The organism is Acinetobacter sp. CIP 53.82, assembly GCF_000369465.1.
Classification (GTDB): Bacteria; Pseudomonadota; Gammaproteobacteria; order Pseudomonadales; family Moraxellaceae; genus Acinetobacter; species Acinetobacter indicus.
In genome coordinates this window covers 1969518-1993591 of sequence record NZ_KB850046.1, presented here as the reverse complement: position 1 = coordinate 1993591, position 24074 = coordinate 1969518, and the positions used below count along the sequence as shown (strand labels likewise).

The following is a 24074-nucleotide window of genomic DNA, read 5'->3' as shown; positions in this document are numbered from 1 at the left end:
TCCTAGGGAAATCTTATCTTGAGGTAGGCTTCCCGCTTAGATGCTTTCAGCGGTTATCCCTTCCGAACATAGCTACCCGGCGATGCGACTGGCGTCACAACCGGTACACCAGAGGTTCGTCCACTCTGGTCCTCTCGTACTAGGAGCAGATCCTCTCAAATTTCCAGCGCCCACGGTAGATAGGGACCGAACTGTCTCACGACGTTCTAAACCCAGCTCGCGTACCTCTTTAAATGGCGAACAGCCATACCCTTGGGACCTGCTTCAGCCCCAGGATGAGATGAGCCGACATCGAGGTGCCAAACACCGCCGTCGATATGAACTCTTGGGCGGTATCAGCCTGTTATCCCCAGAGTACCTTTTATCCGTTGAGCGATGGCCCTTCCATACAGAACCACCGGATCACTAAGACCTACTTTCGTACCTGCTCGACTTGTGGGTCTCGCAGTTAAGCGCGCTTTTGCCTTTATACTCTACGCGTGATTTCCGACCACGCTGAGCGCACCTTCGTACTCCTCCGTTACTCTTTAGGAGGAGACCGCCCCAGTCAAACTACCCACCAGACATGGTCCTCGTCCCGGATCACGGGACAGAGTTAGAACCTCAACATTACCAGGGTGGTATTTCAAGGACGGCTCCATTGGAACTGGCGTTCCAACTTCAAAGCCTCCCACCTATCCTACACAAGTAAGGTCAAAGTTCAATGTCAAGCTGCAGTAAAGGTTCACGGGGTCTTTCCGTCTAGCCGCGGGTACACTGCATCTTCACAGCGATTTCGATTTCACTGAGCCTCTGCTGGAGACAGCGCCGCCATCATTATGCCATTCGTGCAGGTCGGAACTTACCCGACAAGGAATTTCGCTACCTTAGGACCGTTATAGTTACGGCCGCCGTTTACTGGGGCTTCGATCAAGAGCTTCGCTTACGCTAACCCCATCAATTAACCTTCCAGCACCGGGCAGGCATCACACCCTATACGTCCACTTTCGTGTTTGCAGAGTGCTATGTTTTTAATAAACAGTTGCAGCGGCCTGGTTTCTGCGGCTATCAACCGCTCAGGGAGCAAGTCCCATCACCGTCAACAGCGTACCTTCTCCCGAAGTTACGGTACCATTTTGCCTAGTTCCTTCAGCAGAGTTCTCTCAAGCGCTTTGGTCTACTCGACCTGACCACCTGTGTCGGTTTCGGGTACGATTCCAGTGTAACTGAAGCTTAGAGACTTTTCCTGGAAGCATGGTATCAGCCACTTCGCTAGTAAACTAGCTTGCTATCAGCTCTCAGCATAGAGCACCCCGGATTTGCCTAAGATGCATGCCTACAGCCTTCCACCTGGACAACCAACGCCAGGCTGACTTAACCTTCTCCGTCCTCTCATCGCATTACACTGAAGTATTGGAATATTAACCAATTTCCCATCGACTACGCCTCTCGGCCTCGCCTTAGGGGTCGACTCACCCAGCCCCGATTAACGTTGGACTGGAACCCTTGGTCTTTCAGCGAACGGGTTTTTCACCCGTTTTGTCGTTACTCACGTCAGCATTCGCACTTCTGATACCTCCAGCAGACTTCTCAATCCACCTTCATCGGCTTACAGAACGCTCCCCTACCACGTATACAATGTATACATCCGCAGCTTCGGCACATAGTTTTAGCCCCGTTACATCTTCCGCGCAGGCCGACTCGACTAGTGAGCTATTACGCTTTCTTTAAAGGGTGGCTGCTTCTAAGCCAACCTCCTAGCTGTCTATGCCTTCCCACATCGTTTCCCACTTAACTATGATTTTGGGGCCTTAGCTGGCGGTCTGGATTGTTTTCCTCTTGACTACGGACGTTAGCACCCGCAGTCTGTCTCCCGGATAGTACTCATCGGTATTCGGAGTTTGCATCGGTTTGGTAAGTCGGGATGACCCCCTAGCCGAAACAGTGCTCTACCCCCAATGGTATTCGTCCGAGGCGCTACCTAAATAGCTTTCGGGGAGAACCAGCTATCACCAGGCTTGATTAGCCTTTCACCCCTATCCACAAGTCATCCCCTGGCTTTTCAACGACAGTGGGTTCGGTCCTCCAGTTAGTGTTACCCAACCTTCAACCTGCTCATGGATAGATCGCCTGGTTTCGGGTCTACACCCAGCAACTATACGCCCTATTAAGACTCGGTTTCCCTACGGCTCCCCTATGCGGTTAACCTTGCTACTGAATGTAAGTCGCTGACCCATTATACAAAAGGTACGCAGTCACATAACAAAGTTGCTCCCACTGCTTGTATGCATGCGGTTTCAGGATCTATTTCACTCCCCTCACAGGGGTTCTTTTCGCCTTTCCCTCACGGTACTGGTTCACTATCGGTCAGTCAGGAGTATTTAGCCTTGGAGGATGGTCCCCCCATATTCAGACAAGGTTTCACGTGCCTCGCCCTACTCGTCATCATTATGTGTGCCCTTTCGTGTACAGGACTATCACCCACTATGGTTGCACTTCCCAGAGCATTCCACTAAAACACACATAACTTAATGGGCTGTTCCCCTTTCGCTCGCCGCTACTGAGGGAATCTCAATTGATTTCTTTTCCTAAGGGTACTGAGATGTTTCACTTCCCCTCGTTCGCCTCAATACACTATGTATTCATGTATTGATACCTACCTTATGGTAAGTGGGTTTCCCCATTCAGACATCTCCGGATCAAAGGATATTTGCCGCCTCCCCGGAGCTTTTCGCAGGCTATCACGTCTTTCTTCGCCTCTGACTGCCAAGGCATCCACCACATGCACTTAATTACTTGACTATACAACCCCAAACAGTCGTTAATCCCTACAAGTAGGATTAAGACAATTAAATAAATAATCAATTATCTATTTAATCTACAGTTCGAAGTCTCGTGCACTTAAGCACCGTACAGCTTCAATCTAAATTCATATACCAAAACGCTTGATTCAGTTAATTTGCTAGTTCTCAATTCAATCTACGTTCATCAACCCGTCATAACAACGCGTTAACGTATATTGATTGAGTGAACAATTTATTTCAGACTCAATTTTGCCAATCTGTTAATGATTTACTGCATCCTCGTCGGACTGCAGTCAACTGTGATAAATCACAGAACTTAATAAGCTTATACTTACTAAATTCTGTAATCTTTAGCTTAAAGCTTCAGTATATGTGTGCCTGCGCACAGCATAGCTGTTTGCTTAAATTTCAAGGAAAAACGTTGTTTTTCTAATCTTGAAATTTGGTGGAGACTAGGAGAGTCGAACTCCTGACCTCCTGCGTGCAAAGCAGGCGCTCTACCAACTAAGCTAAGTCCCCAGCTTATCATCTGTGATTCGATGTATCTTCAATTCCTGTAACTTGATTTATTCAATCTAGGTCAAAGTCATGGTGGGTCTGACAAGACTTGAACTTGTGACCCCACGCTTATCAAGCGTGTGCTCTAACCAACTGAGCTACAGACCCTGAGAAAAATCAAAGCATCGCTTTGTATTTTTCGCAAGACAAACGCAGTGCGTAGTATCTGCTACTCAATCCAATTCGAAAACCTCGAATTATCTTTTAAGACACATCGTCATGAAGAACAACTTGTTGTGGATTCTTACTAATCGTCAATCTTTCGTTAAGGAGGTGATCCAGCCGCAGGTTCCCCTACGGCTACCTTGTTACGACTTCACCCCAGTCATCGGCCACACCGTGGTAAGCGTCCTCCCTAAGGTTAGACTACCTACTTCTGGTGCAACAAACTCCCATGGTGTGACGGGCGGTGTGTACAAGGCCCGGGAACGTATTCACCGCGGCATTCTGATCCGCGATTACTAGCGATTCCGACTTCATGGAGTCGAGTTGCAGACTCCAATCCGGACTACGATCGGCTTTTTGAGATTAGCATCACATCGCTGTGTAGCAACCCTTTGTACCGACCATTGTAGCACGTGTGTAGCCCTGGCCGTAAGGGCCATGATGACTTGACGTCGTCCCCGCCTTCCTCCAGTTTGTCACTGGCAGTATCCTTAAAGTTCCCATCCGAAATGCTGGCAAGTAAGGAAAAGGGTTGCGCTCGTTGCGGGACTTAACCCAACATCTCACGACACGAGCTGACGACAGCCATGCAGCACCTGTATCAGAGTTCCCGAAGGCACCAATCCATCTCTGGAAAGTTCTCTGTATGTCAAGGCCAGGTAAGGTTCTTCGCGTTGCATCGAATTAAACCACATGCTCCACCGCTTGTGCGGGCCCCCGTCAATTCATTTGAGTTTTAGTCTTGCGACCGTACTCCCCAGGCGGTCTACTTATCGCGTTAGCTGCGCCACTAAAGCCTCAAAGGCCCCAACGGCTAGTAGACATCGTTTACGGCATGGACTACCAGGGTATCTAATCCTGTTTGCTCCCCATGCTTTCGCACCTCAGTGTCAGTATTAGGCCAGATGGCTGCCTTCGCCATCGGTATTCCTCCAGATCTCTACGCATTTCACCGCTACACCTGGAATTCTACCATCCTCTCCCATACTCTAGCTAACCAGTATCGAATGCAATTCCCAAGTTAAGCTCGGGGATTTCACATTTGACTTAATTAGCCACCTACGCGCGCTTTACGCCCAGTAAATCCGATTAACGCTCGCACCCTCTGTATTACCGCGGCTGCTGGCACAGAGTTAGCCGGTGCTTATTCTGCGAGTAACGTCCACGCATCTAGGGTATTATCCTAGAGCGCCTCCTCCTCGCTTAAAGTGCTTTACAACCAAAAGGCCTTCTTCACACACGCGGCATGGCTGGATCAGGGTTCCCCCCATTGTCCAATATTCCCCACTGCTGCCTCCCGTAGGAGTCTGGGCCGTGTCTCAGTCCCAGTGTGGCGGATCATCCTCTCAGACCCGCTACAGATCGTCGCCTTGGTAGGCCTTTACCCCACCAACTAGCTAATCCGACTTAGGCTCATCTATTAGCGCAAGGTCCGAAGATCCCCTGCTTTCCCCCGTAGGGCGTATGCGGTATTAGCATCCCTTTCGGAATGTTGTCCCCCACTAATAGGCAGATTCCTAAGCTTTACTCACCCGTCCGCCGCTAGGAATCAGGTGCAAGCACCCTATCCCCGCTCGACTTGCATGTGTTAAGCCTGCCGCCAGCGTTCAATCTGAGCCATGATCAAACTCTTCAGTTAAAATCATTTTGTCACTTTATTCGAAGTGACCAAATCTGGCTCATCAATTACTGACTTAAATTCGCTCAAATAAACTTCGAGTAATTTAAACCAATCAATCAATGAAAATAATTTCGATCAATCAACCAGTAAAAATCCACACAAGTTGTTCTTCATAATCTCTTAATGATCTTCTCGATGCTTCGTCAGCATCAAGCTAGGTCGGCTATATTGCTCTCTATTTTTAGAAAGTCAACATGCAATATTGATTTTATTTCTAAACTTACCACCTAAACCAGAATTCAACCATTTTAGCTAAATCCTTGTTTATCAACAAGTTTTTATCAACATCACCGCCGATGGATGTGCATTATAGGCGAAATATTTACGCTTGCAAGCCCTTTGATAAAAAAATTTAATCATCCGATTATTTTTTATTCATTTTACCTTTTTTAGCTATAAATTTCGGCCAAAAGTGTTTAAATACTCTCTTAAAATGTGCGCTGGGTCGAATGACCCTGCTTTCTCTTTTTTGCTTTCAGTATTCAAAGCACTAGGATCTTTTATGCGTCAACAACAATATGTATGGATTAGCCTGCTGACTTTAGGGATGGCCTCCCCTGCTTTTGCCAATGAATCTGCAGTAGACAGTTCTACCCGCACCACAGCAGAAGCAGACTCATCTGCAGCAACCAGCAAAGCCCCTTCACGCTTTGAATCCTTAAAAGAGCTGAAAAATATTAAAGCACAAGATTTGAAAGTGAATGCCAATGCCGCACAACCGGAAAGTGTTAAAGATCCACTACAACCTTTAAACCGTCAGGTCTATGCCTTAAATGATGTGTTAGACCGCAATATCGCCCGTCCGCTGGCTGTGCAATATACAGAAAAAGTTCCTGGCGATGTGCGTGGTTCTTATCGTAACTTCCGTAAAAACCTGGGTGAACCATGGAATGCAGTAAACCAGCTGATTCAGGGCCGTCCGCTCAGAGCAGCAAAAACGCTGGGCCGTTTTACTGTAAATACCATCACCACTTTAGGTCTGGCTGATCCGGCCCGTCGTTTGGGAATGGAAACCGAAGATGAAGATTTTGGCACCACTTTAGGCTATTTCGGGGTGCCGTCTGGCCCGTATCTGGTTTTGCCGATTATTGGCCCAAGTACCTTCCGTGATGGTTTTGGCCGTCTGGTTGACAGTCAGGCCCGTCCACAAAAATACATTCTAGAAGATCATGATGGACTGTACTGGACCGAGCAGGCTTTACGCGGCATTGATGCCCGTTCCCAGATTCTGGATGTAGAACAGGTGTTACAAGGAGATCGCTATGCCGCTATTCGTGATATTTACCTGCAGCGTAAAAACTTTGAAATTGCCGAGAAAAAAGGCTTAGAGGCCGAGAGCATTTCATTTATTGAAGATGTCGAAGACGACTACATCGAAGATGAAGAAAACTTTGATTCAGTTGCACCGCTCACTGAATAATTTGTAATACTTCTTTCTGGCGGGAAGTTCAACTTCCCCCTAGTAATTCATTGATTGTTATAGTACATCTATCCCCTAAAGCGCATAGGATTATATTCTACATTTATGTATTTCATTCAGCCCACACGTGATATTCCCTATCTAGATCAGGTGATTGACACACTGCCCAGTGTGCAAATGATTCGCATAGATGACATCGACCTATATGATCAGACCATCATTGCCATTGCCGATGTGCAGGATTATTTAACCCATCGCTGGAATTTACCGACCATTGTTTTGGGCTTTGAAGATGAAGGGCTGGCCCTATCGCAAGCCTGGGAACAAGGCGCTCTGGCCGGCTGGATCTGGAGCAAACTGCCAGCAGAACCGCAGCAGGCCCTGCTTAAAATTGATGCACAATATAAACGCAACCAGGACAGTCGTGATTTACCCTCGGCTGCGGAATTACAAAAACGTTTGCTGCCGAATCCGATTGAACTGGTCAATTATAAAATTGAAACCCTGTTTCAACCTTCCGCCTATTTATCTGGCGACTGGTTCGATTACTGGAAAATTAGCGATAAAGAGCTGATTTTTTATCTGGCCGATGTGTCCGGACATGGGGTAACCAGCAGTTTATTAACCTCATGGATGGCGGCTTTTCATGGCCGCTCCAAAACCCCGCGCGAGTTACTGAAAAAACTGAACGGGATGCTGGTACAGGAAAATATTGAAAAGCATATCACCATGATTAGCGGGATTTTAAACCTGGAAACCCATCAGCTGCGCTGGTCCAGTGCCGGACATTATCCGCCTGCGATTATCTTTGAGCCAAATCAGCCACCGAAAATCTTAAACACCAGCAGCTTCCCGTTGGGCCTGACCGAAGACCTGGAAGTAGAAGAATATGAATGCGTGCTGTCACGTCAGGCGCGCTTTATTATCTGTTCAGATGGTGCGCTGGAACCCTATGTTGGTGGACTCAATGAACAGTTTGAACAACTGGTCTATCACTTGCAGAATCAGTCCTTTAAAGCGCCAGAACACGTGGCCGACGATATTGCCATCCTCAGTTTGTGCCGACTGAATTAATCACTTAATCAACCACTTAAAACCATCCTTAGACTTATGTCCATAGCAGACACTTGAGTCTGTGGTGTCCCTATGGGATAATTTTATTTATCCTTCTCTGCAAATGGCATTTATATGTCAACAGGTCATGTTGAATACGCAAGTTTGGATGGAACGCATATTTTCAAGCTGATCGGCGAAGTGCGTGCCCAATCTTGTATCAGTTTAGACAAACTACTCAGTAAAATTGAACAGCAAACCAATGTGGTCGGCGCCATTGTCGATTTAACTCAAACCACATTTATTGACAGTACTGTTTTGGGTGTTTTAGCAAAACTCGGGCTAAAACTCAAACAGGTACATCAGATTCAGGCGGTTATGCTGTCGACCAATCCGGACATCACCACACTGGCCAATAGCATGGGCTTGGGGCAGGTGTTTGTGATTCTGAATTACTGTGGCGATCCGAGTGTCTGCACCCGTGCCCTGATTGAAGAGCATGTGACGCATAGCAATATGCTGTCGACCGTACTGGATGCCCATAAAACCCTGATGAAACTCAACGACAGCAACCAGAATATGTTTGAACCCCTGGTCAAACAGCTACAAAAAGAACAGGACAACTTGGAACAGGTGTCTAATCAGCAAAACGTATAATTTTCAGTTTGGGAGAATGCCTGCATGACTTTCGTTTCTGTTGCACAGATGAACTCGCAAAATGATATTGAAGCCAATTTCAACACAGTCGAGCAGCTGATTCAGCAGAGTAAAGCCGCCGGCAGTGAACTGCTGGTTCTTCCTGAAAATTTTATCTGTTTTGCTGCCGGCAAGCAGCGCGAAACTGCAGCCCAGTTTGAATCTATTCAACAACGTCTGGAACAACTGGCCCATCAGCATCAAATCTGGCTGGTGGCGGGTACCCTGCCGTGTCCATTCCGCCCGGATGGTTCAGTCATTGAAGATGGCCGGGTACGTACTGTCAGCCTGTGTATCAGTCCGGAAAAAACCGAAGCCCGTTATGACAAGATTCACCTGTTTGATGTACAGGTGGGTGATGCCGTCGGGGGTTATCAGGAATCCAAATTCTTTGAACCGGGCCAAGACGTTGTGGTGGCCAAAACCCCATTTGGCAATATTGGCCTGATGGTCTGCTATGACCTACGTTTCCCGGAACTGGCGCTAAAACTGCGTGCACAAGGCGCCAATCTTCTGACAGCACCTTCTGCTTTTACCTACACCACTGGCCAGATGCACTGGCAGCTGCTGCTACAAGCACGTGCCATGGACAGTCAGTGTCAGGTTTTAGGTGCTGCCCAGCAAGGCTGGCACGGCGAAAAACGTCAAACCTGGGGTCATTCTGGTGCGACTAATTCCCGTGGACAATTACTGGCCATGGTGCAGGACGAAGGCGCGCAACTGATTACAGTCGAATTTGACCTGAAAGAACAGCAACAGGTACGCGAGTCAATGCCTTTAATGCAGCATCGCGTGTTAGTCAATTATTAAGTCTTTCCCTTGATCTCGCTGATATTGTTATCGACGTAAGCTTTCAACTTACATATAATAATGATTCTTATTTTCAACAACAAATTATCCTGATGTTTAAAATCGTGATCACCAGTCTGGGGCTGCTGTGCTCGACACTGGCCTTGGCCGAGCTGAGTATTTCTGAAAAAATGCGTCCTGTGGTTTATTCTCAGGTCAATCCGGAGATGGCACGTCTGCCGGTTCCAGCCACACCGAATCAGATGAATCTTCCGGCCTTTGGACAGGGACTGATTGGCTGGGGCAGCGGCCCGGAAGGTGCGCAAGCGCGTTTAGATTCCATCACAGCTGCCGATGTGCATCAGATGCAAATTCAAGGTTTAACCCTGGAGATGGTGCAGGCCTGGCTGGCATTTTATACTCATGAAAGCCAGCGCAATCCCGGCAATCCGACGGCACCCTTACGCGCCCTCTTAATGCAAAAAATCGTCAGCCTGTGGTAGGGACTGACGATTTTTTTAAACAGGCTCTATAGCTCTGCTAGTCTGCCGCTTCATTGGTGACACGTAACACTTCTTCGACTGTGGTTTTACCGGCCAGCACCTTACGCAAACCGTCTTCACGAATCGAACCAGATTGCTGGCGCGCATAGTTTTCCAGTTCATACTCTGCAGCATTGCCATGAATCAGGCGGCGCATGTGATCATCTACCGGCACAATTTCATAAATGGCGGTCCGACCAGTAAATCCGGTATGCGCACACTGCTCACAGCCTTTTGGTTTTGGCAGGCGCAATAGCTCTGCGCTGCTGACAGGTTTAAACAGTTCTTTTTCAAAGTCATCAGCATCATGCCAGGTGGCACAGTGCGCGCACAAGGTTCGGACCAGACGCTGCGCAATCACGCCAATCAGGGAACTGGACAGCAGGAAAGGTTCAATGCCCATATCTTTTAAACGGGTTACGGCGCCAATCGCAGTATTGGTGTGCAAGGTCGATAATACCAGGTGACCAGTCAGCGAAGCCTGTACTGCAATTTCTGCAGTTTCCAGATCACGGATTTCCCCGACCATTACCACATCCGGGTCCTGACGCAACATGGCTTTTAAAGCACGGGCGAAAGTCATATCGACCTTGGTGTTGACCTGAGTCTGCCCAATCCCTTCCAGCTGATATTCAATCGGATCTTCAGCAGTCAGAATATTTTTCGAGCCATCATTCAGGTCCGACAGTGCTGCATACAAGGTGGTGGTTTTCCCCGAGCCAGTTGGACCGGTCACCAGAATAATGCCATGCGGACGATGCACCAGCTGTTTTAGCCGGTCATAATCATTTTGCATTAGGCCCAAATGGGTCATGTTCAGCCGTCCGGCCTGTTTATCCAGCAGACGCATCACCACCCGTTCACCATGCGAAGATGGCAAGGTCGATACCCGCACATCGACTTCACGGCCCGCCAGTCGCAGCGAAATACGGCCATCTTGCGGAATGCGTTTTTCAGCAATATCCAGTTTGGCCATGACTTTAATCCGCGATACCAGTAACGGCGCCAGCTCACGACGCGGCTGTACAATTTCACGTAATTGTCCATCTACCCGCAAACGCACCGATAAGCGTTTTTCAAACGATTCAATATGAATATCCGACGCACCGACCCGAATGGCTTCGGACAGCAGTGCATTAATCAGCCGGACAATGGGCGCATCATCTTCCTGGTCCATTAAATCTTCGGCTTCAGGTACCGAGTCGGCCAGACTGAGTAAATCTGGATGATCTTCCAGACCTGCCGCAACCTGTTGTGATTCCCCGGTATCGCCGGCAAAACTGCTGCTTAACAGCTGATGAAATTCCTGATCGGTACATAACTGGAACTGGGCCGGATGCCCGAGAAAACGGCGTGCTTCCTGAATAGCCAGCAGCGGCGTATTTTCACGGCGCACGATAAAAGCATGATCCCCCTCATAGCGAATCAGCACGCCATGGCGTTTTGCAAAACTATAGGGGATTTGTAATTGTTTAAGTACTTGCATCAGCGATTATAATAATGATGAAAAAATCTCATTTGAGTGTACTCTAAGCTTATGACAGCGTGAAGTCTGTTTTTAGGGTTTTAAATTGAAAGGAAGACGCCCTTGCCGCATCCGAATGAATTACTGAATCATGATGAATTGCCCGATTTAAAATGGTGGGGCGAACACGAGTTTGAACTGCATCAGCCCAAAGCCTGGCAATTTGGCTCCCTGCTGTTTCGTTTAACACGCGGCATGCAGGAGTGGCGTCTGGAATATCATCGTCCGCAGGTGCAGTATGACTATGAACAGCAATGGCATCGCATCAATGACCCGAATTTTTCCTTTCCGCAGCCGGTGAAAATTGAACGCTACATGTTCAAATCGACCACCAACAAACTCCAGCTGATGCCGCGTCTGGCAGATCGGTCGGTGGTGATTAAACCAGTCGATCCGATTTATATTCCGGCTGGCCAGCGCGGCACGCTATACATTAGTACCCCATTATGGATTGCTGGTTTTGTTGATGGCCAGCGTGAGCCAATTTTTGATTTGCCGGTGATTTTGCCCAAAGATACCTGGTTTGGACCGAATCACCGTTATGGCGAAATCTGTTATGCCACCGCGGTGGATGGCCGGACCGAGCTGCACCAGCTACGCCCGCGCGCCTTTCGTGCCATTACGCCTATTGAGTTTCATAATATCAGCAACCAGCAATTGCGCTTTGACCGGATGAATGTACCGGTGCCGGCACTACCGCTATTTTTTAGTGAAAGTACCGGACGTTTATGGACCTCGCAGATTAAAGTCTTGCACGAAGGTTCCGACCGGCCGCCACGGGTACGGATTGAAAACCGCACCCCACCGCATGCCGGTGAAGTGATTTATGTGCATCCGCCACGTGAAACCGCAGGGGCCTTATTTAATATGTTTGATTCATTCTTCTAGGGAGTAGACATGGCCGATTCCAATATCCCTAAAGAAATTACCAATAGCCTGAAAGGGATTTTCACCAATATCAACACCGAGCGCCTGACTGAAATTCTGGTGGCGCTGGTGCTGTGCTTCTTAGGCTTTCTGGTGGCGCGTTTTGTCTCTAATGCCTTTATCCGCACCATTGGTAAACGCTTTAATGCGCATCAGAGTCTGGTCTGGCGTCGCGGGATTTTCTATTTTATTTTCCTGATTTTTGTGATGGCCAGCCTGAAAGAAGCCGGCTTTAAACTTAGTGTCTTCCTGGGTGCAGCCGGTATCTTAACCGTGGCGTTGGGTTTCGCGTCACAAACTTCGGCTTCCAACCTAATCAGCGGTCTGTTCCTGATTGGTGAAGGTTCCTTTGAAGTGGGTGACACCATCCAGATTACCCTCATTCGTGGTCATACCGTAGAAGGTGAAGTGATTTCGATTGACCTGCTCTCGGTAAAACTGCTCACCCAGGACAACGTGTATGTGCGTTTACCGAACGAACAGCTGATTCGGGCGCCAGTACACAACCTGTCCAAATTCCCGATCCGGCGGATTCCAATTACTCTGGCCATTAATTTCCATGAAGATATTATCAAGGTGCGTGAAGTGCTGCTGGATGTGGCCAATAAATATCCATTGGTGCTGGCCGATCCGAAACCTGCGGTGACAGTAACTGCCTTCCGAGAATCCTCAATTGAACTGTTATTTGCGATCTGGTGCCAGCAGGAAAATTTCCTGCGAGTGCGTGATGAAATGCAGGAACGGATTCGTAATGGCTTTGTCGATAACCAGATTGAAATTCCGGTACCGAAAATGGGCTTTGTCGATCATCCGCTGTCCCGACCGCTGGAAAATGCAGAGATTGATCAATATGCCAATGAAAAAGCCCTGAAACGTGAACCGGATGTAAAATAAACTTTGTAATATTAGCCTTCTCCACCAAGAGAAGGCTTTTTCTATTCAGAGGGTGAGCGTTCAACCGGTTGTTCTGGATCGGGCATTGGCGCAATATAGGCAATAATCAGCATCACCGCACCGGCAGCTAAAAATGAAATGACCCGGGTTAAAGTGCCAATATGCGACAGATCAAACAGCACCAGCTTTAAGCTGACAATCACCAGAATACTGCCGCCCAGGACCCAGACCGAGCGTAACTGTTTGCGGCTGGCCCAGCTCATGGTGACAAACGCCAAGCTAACCCAAAGTAAAGTCAAACTCAGTTGCACCGTGCCATTACGCCACAGCGCCAGTTCATTCAGCGGCGTTCCCACATAGACATGCAAGCCACGCAGCACAATATAGCTACTCAGCCACAATAAACTCAGCACCATCAACACTGCAGCCATACTCCGATCCAGCCCAGCCTTAACCTGCAATGACAGCATCCATAAAAAGCCGACCAGCATGGCGATGCTGACCAGATCAAAAGGATTTAAGATGGGCAGCAGATAGCCATGAAACGCCTGCTGGCTTAACAGCTGCGAACAGATCATCCAGGCCAGCATCAACAGCAAACTGCTTCGGGCCTGCCAGAACATCTGCCAGTCGGGCTGTGCCTGCCAGTAACACCAGCCGCAGAACAGTAGCGGCAAAATCACCATACTGATATACGGTTGCTGCGGTAATAAAGTCAGACTGGTCAGTAGCAGACTGAGTAAAGTACAGGCACTGACCCATTCTTTTTCGGTTCGCACACCCAAAAGCGGCCTCAACCAGAGCAGACTGAGAATGATGCCAGCTCCGGCAAAGAACAGCCGCTCCTTGAAAGATACCCAGACAATACTGCCCTGTTGCATCCGCAGCATGATGATTCCTGCCGCAAACAGCAGCAAGGGAACCAGGCCCGACCATTTGCTAAATAACCAGGCCACCCCGGCCTGACGGCGTAACAGGATTTCATTCACAACCCAATAGGCCAGACCTAGAGTCAACAAGCTCAGCACCGCACTCAGCTCGCCGGACCATTCATCCTGGAGCAGCACCAGCAACATGGTGGTCGCCAGCAACATCAGCAGACATTGAAAGCCAATCATACTGCTACTAAGTTGTTGCTGAAATTGCAGCCGGCTATTGGACAGCAATACCACGCCCACATAGCTCAGGCACAGCACCCAGAACATGGCGCGTGGAAATACAATCAGCTCCACCAGATAGTACAGGCTCGACAGCCCCGCCACGACCAGCAGGCCCATGGCCAGATACAGACTGATTTTGGACTGCCGCACCAGCCCCAACAGGAAAATCAGCAGGCCTTCAATGGCCCAGCCCATAACACTTTTTTCAGCTGGTAATAAAATCGGCGGAATTAAGGCCAGAAAAATTAAGGTCAGGCTTAAATAGCTGTGCGCAATTAGCTGTACCGTTTGATGGTGTCTGGACAATCGGTACAACACGGCGAACAGCAGTGCAAACAGCAGACTGAGGCCCGCCTGCCAGGCTGTGTCCTGGAAATGCAGCACATATAAACTGCTATAGGCCAGCAACGGTGCAGCAAAAATCAGCCCAATATCCAGCGCCGGTTTAAGCTTAAACTTGTCTAAGTCCTGCTGTGCCAATAACTGGCTAAAGCGGAAACCCAGCCAGATAAAGATAGCGGCATGTGCCAGAATCAACCCAGTCATCAGGTCGCGGTCAGCATCGCTGCCATGCACAAAGGCATAGCTGCCACCGACCAGCACGGTCATTAAAAAAGCAATCTGATTCAGAAACTTCCACGGTCGCAGGCTGCTGAGCACGGCCACCGCAATATTAATCACCAGATAATAGCCAATAAATTCCGGTGCAGTTGCATCACGCACCGGTAAGGTAAATGGTGCAAGATAGACCATCACCATGGCCATTAACGCCAGTTCAACCGACTGCTGTCTTAAACTCAGCCATAACGTCAGGGCCATTAGTAGCAGAAAACAGCCACTGGCAATCAGCAAGTTTGGAATCACCGCATTGTAATAGGCAAAGAATAAGGTCAGACACAAGGCTGCCAGCCCGAGCCCTTCCAGCCCCAGGGCAAAACTGCGATTGCGCTGCTGCAAGCGATAACCCAGTCCGGTCACGGCAGCACTACTCAGCGCGACCATGGCCAGTTTGGTGGCCAGGCTCAGCTGCCAATGTTCCGTGGCAAAACGCAGCAGCAGAATAATGCCGATCACCAGAATAGAAATCGCGGTTTTCAGCACCGGATTACCCTCAAAAATCCAGTGTTTGATTTGCTGGACTAAATTGGGAGCAGGCACTGGCGTAGCTTCAGCTGTTGCACTAAACGGTAAAGGCGGTATGTCCGACTGTACCGAAGAAGCCGGCTGCGGCAAAAAATGCTGGGCCTGTTGAATCTGGCCCAAATACTGTTCCAGACGCCGCAGCCAGCGCAGAAAAAAGAAAATCCAGGCCGCAGCGCCAGCAGCAATCATCCAGCCCCAATCCAGCAGCCCACCGACCACGGCAATAATCGAGGAGAGATACAGCGGCACTTTGGAGGTGGCACGAAACTTAATTGACCGTTGTTCGCCTAGCACTTGAGCCGGTTGCTGAATAGCATCGACATAGTGCATAACACTCATCAGCAGTGCAAAACCACAGACATAGGTCAGCAGTGGAAATGATAAAAACCACGCGCTGATGGCGACAATCATCAGGCTCATCAACCAGATCATGCGGATTTCGCTCTGCCCTCTCAGCATCTTGTTTTATTCCTTTATTAATTGTGCTGATCATACAACAACTTGCACAGTGCTTATTTTATATTCATCAGATATTCGGTAACCTGCATATACAATCATCACTCAGCGTGCGTGTGTAAAATCACGTACAATAAACAGGTTTTTTGGATTAGGAAACTTTCAATGCCACCATTTGTCTTGGTCGATGGGTCTTATTTTTTATTTCGTGCGTTTCACGCCTTACCCCCTTTAACCACGTCAACCGGTATACATACCAACGCCATCCGTGGGGCAATTTCCGCAATCCAGAAACTGATACGCCGTACCCAGCCTACCCATATGGCGGTGATTTTTGATACCCCGGAACCAACCTTCCGTCACGAACTGTCACCTATTTATAAAGGTGACCGTCCAAGTATGCCAGATGAACTGTCACAGCAGATTCCTTATTTACACGCCTTAATTCGCGCACTGGGGATTCCTCTTTATATGCTGCCGGGTGCCGAAGCCGACGATATTATTGGCACGCTGGCCAAACGCGCCGAAGCCGAAGGTCATCAGGTGTTAATTTCCACCGGCGACAAAGACATGGCTCAGCTGGTGACCGACAAAGTTACGCTGGAAGACAGCTTCAAAGAGAAACCAATGGATGTGCAGGGTGTCTTTGAGAAATTTGGCGTCTGGCCGAATCAGATTGTTGATTATCTGACCCTGATGGGCGATGCCTCGGACGGGATTATGGGTGTTCCGGGCGTGGGTGCTAAAACTGCCGCCAAACTGCTGACTGAATACGGCTCTTTAGGCGGAATTCTAGAAAATGTCGACAAAATTAAAGGTCGCGTTGGCCAGAATATTAAAGACAATGTCGATGGTATTGCCATTGATCATCAACTGGCCAGTATTGTCTGTGATCTGGACATGGGCCTGACCTTTGCAGACCTGAAACTGTGCGATCCAAATACCGAAGAATTGCGCCGCCTGTATACCGAACTGGAGTTCCGGAACCAGCTGCAGTCGCTCGATCATCCGAACAACCCGAACAGCAACAGCTACAAACAGGTCAGCCAGGCCATTAGCCAAACACCAGCGGCCGCAGAAGTCGCCACCGAAGATCAAGCTCAGCTCAGCAGCAGTGAAGATCAGCTAGGTGAAGCCACCTATCATACAGTGTTAAGCCCGGCAGACTGGGATGTACTCTTCCAGCGTTTAAGCACCGCCACACGTTTTGCCTTTGATACCGAAACCACCAGTCTGGATTATCGGATTGCCCAGATTGTCGGCTTCTCGGTGGCTTTTGATGCTACGGAAGCCTTCTATGTGCCTCTGGCGCATGACTATGCCGGCGCACCAGAACAGTTAAACCGTGAAACAGTGTTGGCGCAGATCAAACCGATTCTGGAAAATCCAGCGGTTGAAAAAATTGGCCATCATTTAAAATATGATGCGCATGTGCTGGAAAACCACGGCATTCACTTACAGGGCTGGTACTTTGACACCATGCTGGCCTCGTATGTCTTAAATTCTGTCGCCACCCGTCATGGGATGGATGATGTGGCGCGGCTGTATTTAAGTCATCTGACCACCACCTATGAACAGATTGCCGGTAAAGGCGCCAAACAGAAAACCTTTAACCAGATCGAGATTGAAACAGCCGCGCATTATGCCGCTGAAGATGCACATGTGACGTATCGCCTGTATGAAGTGCTGAATGAAAAGTTACAGCGTCATCCGGAACTAAGCAATCTGCTGCATCATATTGAAATGCCGGTAGCACGCGTGCTAACCCAGATGGAAGAAAACGGCATCAAGCTAGATCTGAATTTCCTGGATCAGCTGGGCGTAGAATTCTCCAATACCATGCTGCAACTGGAACAGCAGATTATTGAACTGGCCGGCCAGCCGTTTAATGTCAGCTCGCCCAAACAGGTTGGCGAAATCCTGTTTGAAAAGCTGGGCATCAAAGGCGGCAAGAAAACTGCCACCGGCCAATACAGCACCAGTGAAAGTATTTTAGAAAAGATTGAGCACCCGATTGCCAGCCTGATTGTGGAATATCGCGGTCTGTCTAAACTGAAAAGTACCTATACCGATGGCTTACAAAAGCAGGCTAATAGCAGCAGCCATCGCGTGCATACCAGTTATCATCAGGCACTGACCGCAACAGGCCGTCTGTCTTCGACCGATCCGAACCTGCAAAATATTCCAGTGCGTATGGATATTGGCCGTCAAATTCGTAAAGCCTTTATTGCACCAGAAGGCCGCGTGTTACTGGCTGCCGACTATTCGCAAATTGAACTGCGTTTAATGGCGCATTTCTCGCAAGATGACGCGCTGGTTGATGCCTTCAATCATGGTCAGGATGTACACCGCCGTACCGCTGCAGAAGTGTTGAATATTGCCCTGGAAGATGTCACGCCGGATCAGCGTCGCCAGGCCAAAGCGGTTAACTTCGGCCTGTTATATGGTATGTCCGAATTTGGTCTGATCCGTCAATTGGGCTTTACCCGGGAAGAATCGCAGAACTATATCAAGCAATACTTCCAGCGTTATCCGGGCATTTATGAATATATGCAGCGCACCCGTCAGGTGGCTCTGGAACAAGGCTTTGTTGAAACCCTGACCGGCCGCCGTTTATATACCCCGGATATTGATGCCCGTAACATGATGGTGCGTAAAGCAGCAGAACGTGCAGCAATTAATGCGCCCTTACAAGGCTCTGCGGCAGATATTATTAAAATGGCCATGGTGGAGGTAGATAAAATGCTGCCACGCCATCAGGCCAAAATGCTGCTACAGGTGCACGATGAACTGGTGTTTGAAGTCGATGCCAATGTCGCCGATGAACTGGCACCCAAACTGGCCGAAGTGATGCAGTCGGTGATTGAACTGTCTGTTCCGCTGGTGGTCGAAGTGGGTAAAGGCCAGAACTGGGATGAAGCACACTAAAGTCTTTCCACCTTCCTCCTCGGAGGAAGGCTGGGCTGAAGGTCATTTGCCTCTTGGGCGAAATATCAAGGTCTTCACCTCAAAACTTGAGCCATAAAAAAGGACTCAATTGAGTCCTTTTTTTCTTGAGCTGAATTTATTAGAAGCCGGTCAGCAAAACAATCGCCACCTGGTTCATCAGAATTTCAGCAATATATAACGCCAGAAATGCCAGAATTGGAGACAGGTCAATCATGCCCATATTCGGCATGATCCGGCGAAACGGCGCCAGTAAAGGTTCTGCCAGCTCCTGAATCACTTCAATATAAGGCCCGCGTGACTGGGTAAACATCACTACCCAACTTAAAATAATGGTGGCAAAAATCAGGTAACGACAGAAACGTAGCAGGTCCTGAATCATGGTCACAAAGGTGAGAATCAGCAGATGTACCGGGCCATTAGGCATCGCCCCGTTTAAATACATCATGCCGTAATTTTTCAGCAGATAAAGCACCACCAGCAGCGCCAATGCCGCCAGATTCACCCGGCCTTTTGCCACGGTCGGGAAAATACGGCTAAATACATCTACAATTTTCGTGGCCTTGATCGTAGACAACACCACCGGATTATAAGGACTCACCGCAGCCAGCTGCATGAGAAAACGGAAGAAGACGAGCAAAATCGCTACGTTAATGATGATGCCAAAAATTAGCGCAGAATTTGCACCCATACTTGAACGTTCCTAAAATTAAATACTTTATTTAATGCTGTCACTCAGCTCGGCAGCCAGTTCCTGACTGCGTGTTTTGGCAGCCGCCAACGCCGCCTGAATATTCTGCGACACTTGCGCACGGTCAAACACTTCCAACGCTGCCTGCGTGGTCCCGTTTGGAGAGGTCACGTTTTTACGCAGCTCTGCCGGGGTGTTGGAACTGGTAATTGCCATTTGTGCCGCACCCAACGCAGTTTGCAAGGTTAAAGCCGTTGCCACTTTTTCATCCAGGCCCAAGTTTTTGCCGGCACGAATCATACTTTCCATCATATAGAAAAAGTAAGCCGGGCCAGAACCGGATACTGCCGTGACTGCATCAATTTGCGCTTCAGAGTTTACCCAAATTGTTAAACCCGTGGCAGCCAAAACCTGACTTGCCAATTCACGGTCTTTGCTATCGACCGCATCATGCGCATATAAACCATGCGCACCAGTTTGTACCAGTGCCGGGGTATTTGGCATCACCCGCACCACACGGTCGGTATCGAGCAATGCCGAAATGGTGGCAATTTCTGCACCGGCAACAATCGAAATCACCAGTTTGCCTTCAAACTGCCCTTTTAGCGGTTGCAGCACGCTGGCCAGCACCTGCGGTTTGACTGCGAACACCACAATATCGGCGTCACGAATGGCAGCCTGGTTGTCTTCGGTCACATGTACATCTTTTTCTTCAAGCAACAAACGGATTTTTTCGACCGGATCAGCAACTGTAATACGCGTTGAAGGCATGCCACGTGCAATCAGGCCACCAATTAAGGCCTGTGCCATATTTCCGCCACCAATAAAACTAATATTACAATTTAACACTGCACTCATGATTCACACTCTTGGTTGAGTTCTTTATAGTTAAGAGATTAAAGTCGGTTGCCAGCCATCCGGTTCGCAATAGGCAGAATCTGCCAGCCAAAACCCTTTTGGCGTGAAAACCCCTAGCATAACATTATCTCTGCTTAATATTTGAATTGTATGACGCTTCCAGGGAAAAATTTGTGCCTGCTGTATCGCCTTTTTTAATGGCCAGGCCCCGACCCGTCCATGAAGATGGATTTTTTCTCCGCCCACTCGCGTACTTAAAGTCAATTCTTGTTGGAGTAATGCAAAAGACAAACCAACCTGATGCGGTGCATTCAACTGAAACTGTCCGGCAGGTAAATCTAGGGTTTGCCCCAACTGCCAGAACACCTGTTCCCGCGCAGGGATGGCCTGTTGACTGGCCAAATATTCCAGCTGGGCCAAACGGTAAATGACATTTTGATAGCGGACATAATAAAAGCCGTTGCAATGCAAAGCCGCTTGCGCATCGGCCCGAGCCTGAATCACTTCCTGCTGAATGCGCTGCACCATGTCAAAACTTGGCCGGTACTGGTTGTCCCCTTTCATCCAGAATGACAATAACTGGCGTTGCCGCGCCTCGGACAATTGCTGAATACGGTGTAAATCTAGATGCTCGGCATCGCCACAGCTGGCCAAATCCTGCAGCAATACTTCGGCCAAAATCTGCTCGGCATCCTGCATCAGCTGGCTGCTGCGGCAAATGCTTTGCTGCATTTTGGGAAAGCGCGCGTTTAACAGCGGCCATAACTGTTCACGACACCAGGCCCGGTCGTAGTGAATATCCTGATTGGTCGGATCTTGAATATGTGGAATCGAAAGCTGCTGGCACCAGGTCTGAATCTGCTCACGCGATAAAGATAGCAACGGTCGCCAGATTGACAGTTCAGGACGAGAATCGAAAGTTTTCATAGCCGCCAGGCCAGGAATTCCAGCACCGGAAAACAGGCGCAATAACACTGTTTCTGCCTGATCCTGCTGATGATGGGCCAGTACCAATATCTCATTGGTTTGAATATGCTGCTGAAATGCCTGATAACGTGCGGCGCGTGCCTGCTGTTCCAGATTGCCTTCGGCGACCTGTACCGCTTGAATGATGCAAGGAATATTGAAGGTCCGACAATACTGCTGGACAAATTTGCCCCAGGCCTGACTAGAAGGCTGCAATTGATGATCAATATAAATGGCCCGGACTTTTTCCGGGCATAAAAACGCCATCAGATGCAGCAGCAGCATGGAATCCATGCCGCCACTACATCCGATGAGAAAATGCGTATCTTCTGGAAAAGACTGAATCTGGGTTAAGACGCCAGTCCTAAATTGTCGCTGCCAAACTTCATCAAACGCTGGTAACGTGCTTCGCATCGTTCTTGTGCATCCATCGGTTGCAATTCTTCTAGAGCCTGTTTTAACACGGCTTTTAAATCTTGCATGACTTTTTCTGGTTGCAAGTGAGCTCCCTCACCTTCATCAACCACATATTCAACAATGCCCATCTGCTGTAATTTTTCAGCAGTCAGTGCCAATGCTTCACTTGCTTGTTCTGCTTGTTCAGCAGTTTTCCACAAAATAGATGCACAGCCTTCTGGAGAAATTACTGAATAAATACTGTGAGATAACATCACCACACGGTCCGCCACACCAATACCCAAGGCACCGCCTGAACCACCCTCACCCAGAACTGTTGCCACGACCGGCACTTTCAGGTTCGATAATTGAGCAAGACTGGTGGCAATCGCTTCCGCCTGACCACGTTCTTCTGCACCCACACCCGGATAAGCACCCATGGTGTCAATAAAGGTAAAGACCGGCAGCTTGAAACGTTCTGCCATATCTAGCAAACGCTGTGCCTTACGGTAACCTTCCGGGTTACTCATGCCGAAATTGTGCTGCAATTTCTCGCGGGTACTACGACCACGATGCTGGCCCACGACCATGACCGGCTGACCATCGAAGCGTGCCAAGCCACCCACCATTGCACCATCATCACCAAATAAACGGTCGCCGTGCAACGCATCAAATTCAGTGAAAATTTCGCCTACATAGTCCAGGAATTGCGGACGCTCTGGATGACGTGCAATTTGGACCGTTGTCCATGCTTTTGATTGAGCAGCTTTATTTTTCATAAGTCGACTGTTATCCCTAAATTAACCAAAACGTTAATCGACAAATTGTTCCGAATGAATTTTTAATTCAATGTCCCAATTCTTGAACTGCACTTGTTCATCGTGCAATTCAGCGACAAGCAATGGCCATTGTTTAGCATCACCCGAAACGCTGAGCTGCCATTGTTGCGCATTCTGAACACTCAATTCAATGGCAGGAAGCATCTGATCGCTACGACTGTGATTGACTAAAACTGCTAGGCGCAGCAGCAGACATAAATGCATTAATTTATGGCCACCGACCTTGTTGACATCAATTTTATCGTCCTGACGCAGCTTGCGGCGATGATGCGCAACCAGATGCGACAGATGGTTTTGATCAATTTGTGAAAAGCCTGGAATATCCGAATGTTGTAATAAATAAGCACCATGACGATGATAGCCACCATGACTGATCGCCAGACCAATTTCATGTAAATAGGCCGCGCGGCGCAGTAAATCACTGTCATCGCTGGTCAATTTCAGCTCCGCGGCTACGCCTTCAAACAGGTGCTGCGCGGTTTTGACCACACGTTCTGCCTGTTTCGGATCGGCGTTATAACGGCCCATCAGCGCCTGCACACTGCGGTCCCGGATATCTTCATGCTGGAAACGGCCCAGCAGGTCATACATTACGCCTTCACGTAAGGCACCATCGGAATAAACCAGTTTATCAATATCTAAAATATCAAAAACTGCATATAAAATCGCAATCCCGGCTGGCAAAACTGCTCGTCGATCTTCTTTTAAACCGTCAAAGTCCATTTCAGAGACATGCTTGTATTTAAGCAGTTTATCTTTGAGTTTTTCCAGGCCCTCACGGGTCAGATTTTCCTGCGCATTGCTCCAGCCCATATTCACGGTAATCTGGCGGCAGGCTTTAATGGTGCCACTTGAGCCTACTACGGTATCCCAGCCGGCATTTTTATAGGTATTGGCAATGGTGGATAATTCTTTGCGTGCGGCAAACACGGCTTTGTCAAAACTTTTATGGTTAATTTCACCTTCGGCGAAAAAGGCTTTGGTATAAGCCACACAGCCCATCTGTAAAGATTCGGTATGAATAGGTTCGAATTCTTCACCAATAATCAGCTCGGTTGAACCACCGCCAATATCAATCACCAAGCGGCGACCACTGTTTTCCATGGTGTGCGACACACCCAGATAAATTAAGCGGGCTTCTTCACGACCGGCAATAATTTCAATGGGTTTTGGCAAGATTTCTGCGGCTTTTTGAATAAATTCATGTCCGTTTTTGGCCTGACGCAAGGCGTTGGTGGCAACAATACGTAAACGGTTCGGCTGTACAGCGCTTAAACGTCCGACAAAGCGTGCCAGACAGGCTAAACCGCGCTGCTGTGCGGCTTCGGTTAAATTTTTATTCTCATCTAAACCAGCGGCAAGCTGTACTTTTTCTGACATTGATGCCACTTTTTTTACTTCACCATGATCCACACGGGCAATGGCCAGGTGGAAGCTGTTCGACCCCATATCGATGGCTGCAAGTAACTCTTCATCAATTAAAAAATCAGACATTCTTCAAACAAACCTATACAGAATTGTGCCTAGAGTAATTCACATACATGCAATTTAAAAGCCATTTGTGCGCACATTTCGATGAGTATTTA

General features: G+C 48.6%; 15 protein-coding genes, 2 tRNA genes and 2 rRNA genes. 8 read left to right on the top strand and 11 right to left on the bottom strand.

Going from position 1 to position 24074, the window contains the following annotated elements; genetic code table 11:
• The 4 genes from F905_RS14900 to F905_RS14885 all read right to left on the bottom strand — a co-directional run.
• A 23S ribosomal RNA gene (locus F905_RS14900) occupies positions 1-2781 on the bottom strand; the annotation flags it as partial.
• Between the two features lie 445 nt (positions 2782-3226).
• Positions 3227-3302: transfer RNA gene (locus tag F905_RS14895), tRNA-Ala, on the bottom strand.
• 70 nt (positions 3303-3372) lie between these two features.
• Positions 3373-3449: transfer RNA gene (locus tag F905_RS14890), tRNA-Ile, on the bottom strand.
• 158 nt (positions 3450-3607) lie between these two features.
• A 16S ribosomal RNA gene (locus F905_RS14885) occupies positions 3608-5145 on the bottom strand.
• A 544-nt stretch (positions 5146-5689) separates the two neighbouring features.
• Between F905_RS14885 and F905_RS14880 the strand changes: the two genes are divergently transcribed.
• The 5 genes from F905_RS14880 to F905_RS14860 all read left to right on the top strand — a co-directional run bounded on the left by F905_RS14880 (position 5690) and on the right by F905_RS14860 (position 9648).
• Complete coding sequence (locus F905_RS14880) at positions 5690-6607, top strand: MlaA family lipoprotein (protein ID WP_005182530.1); 918 nt, start codon at positions 5690-5692, stop codon at positions 6605-6607.
• A 105-nt stretch (positions 6608-6712) separates the two neighbouring features.
• Positions 6713-7681, top strand: coding sequence for an RsbU family protein phosphatase GigA (gene gigA, locus F905_RS14875; RefSeq protein ID WP_005182527.1), 969 nt, complete (start codon positions 6713-6715; stop codon positions 7679-7681).
• A gap of 114 nt (positions 7682-7795) precedes the next feature.
• Positions 7796-8317, top strand: coding sequence for an anti-anti-sigma factor GigB (gigB, locus tag F905_RS14870; protein WP_005182525.1), 522 nt, complete (start codon positions 7796-7798; stop codon positions 8315-8317).
• A gap of 24 nt (positions 8318-8341) precedes the next feature.
• On the top strand, positions 8342-9166 hold the full coding sequence (locus F905_RS14865) for a carbon-nitrogen hydrolase family protein (RefSeq protein ID WP_005182522.1): 825 nt from the start codon (positions 8342-8344) through the stop codon (positions 9164-9166).
• Between the two features lie 92 nt (positions 9167-9258).
• Complete coding sequence (locus tag F905_RS14860) at positions 9259-9648, top strand: DUF4951 domain-containing protein (protein ID WP_005182519.1); 390 nt, start codon at positions 9259-9261, stop codon at positions 9646-9648.
• 37 nt (positions 9649-9685) lie between these two features.
• Here the strand turns inward: F905_RS14860 and gspE are convergent, their stop codons facing one another.
• Positions 9686-11173, bottom strand: a complete 1488-nt coding sequence (gene gspE / locus F905_RS14855; RefSeq protein ID WP_005182516.1) for a type II secretion system ATPase GspE — start codon at positions 11171-11173, stop codon at positions 9686-9688.
• A gap of 123 nt (positions 11174-11296) precedes the next feature.
• Here gspE and F905_RS14850 point away from each other — a divergent pair, with 123 nt between their 5' ends.
• Positions 11297-12100: a hypothetical protein gene (locus F905_RS14850; RefSeq protein WP_034598323.1), complete on the top strand. Its 804-nt coding sequence runs from the start codon at positions 11297-11299 to the stop codon at positions 12098-12100.
• A 9-nt stretch (positions 12101-12109) separates the two neighbouring features.
• Positions 12110-13033, top strand: a complete 924-nt coding sequence (locus F905_RS14845) for a mechanosensitive ion channel family protein (RefSeq protein ID WP_005182510.1) — start codon at positions 12110-12112, stop codon at positions 13031-13033.
• Positions 13034-13074: 41 nt separating this feature from the next.
• Here F905_RS14845 and F905_RS14840 read toward each other — a convergent pair whose 3' ends face one another.
• The gene (locus F905_RS14840) at positions 13075-15795 is read right to left on the bottom strand and encodes a DUF2339 domain-containing protein (RefSeq protein ID WP_005182507.1); all 2721 of its coding nucleotides are present in this window, start codon (positions 15793-15795) and stop codon (positions 13075-13077) included.
• Positions 15796-15957: 162 nt separating this feature from the next.
• Between F905_RS14840 and polA the strand changes: the two genes are divergently transcribed.
• Positions 15958-18720, top strand: coding sequence for a DNA polymerase I (polA, locus tag F905_RS14835; protein ID WP_005182504.1), 2763 nt, complete (start codon positions 15958-15960; stop codon positions 18718-18720).
• Between the two features lie 139 nt (positions 18721-18859).
• Here polA and F905_RS14830 read toward each other — a convergent pair whose 3' ends face one another.
• From F905_RS14830 to ppx, 5 genes are read right to left on the bottom strand one after another with little or no spacing between them, the layout of a single operon-like run.
• A complete protein-coding gene (locus F905_RS14830; protein ID WP_005182501.1) occupies positions 18860-19429 on the bottom strand; it encodes a YggT family protein in 570 nt (189 codons plus the stop codon).
• Between the two features lie 27 nt (positions 19430-19456).
• On the bottom strand, positions 19457-20287 hold the full coding sequence (gene proC / locus F905_RS14825) for a pyrroline-5-carboxylate reductase (protein WP_005182498.1): 831 nt from the start codon (positions 20285-20287) through the stop codon (positions 19457-19459).
• 30 nt (positions 20288-20317) lie between these two features.
• A complete protein-coding gene (tilS, locus tag F905_RS14820) occupies positions 20318-21667 on the bottom strand; it encodes a tRNA lysidine(34) synthetase TilS (RefSeq protein WP_081401171.1) in 1350 nt (449 codons plus the stop codon).
• Positions 21604-22428 (bottom strand): acetyl-CoA carboxylase carboxyltransferase subunit alpha, encoded by an 825-nt coding sequence (locus F905_RS14815; RefSeq protein WP_005182488.1) that lies wholly within the window; start codon positions 22426-22428, stop codon positions 21604-21606. The genes tilS and F905_RS14815 overlap by 64 nt, the downstream gene beginning before the upstream one ends.
• A gap of 33 nt (positions 22429-22461) precedes the next feature.
• Positions 22462-23982 carry an exopolyphosphatase gene (gene ppx / locus F905_RS14810; protein ID WP_005182484.1) on the bottom strand — a complete coding sequence of 507 codons (1521 nt, stop codon included), beginning with the start codon at positions 23980-23982 and terminating at the stop codon, positions 22462-22464.
• Between the last annotated feature and the right edge of the window lie 92 nt (positions 23983-24074).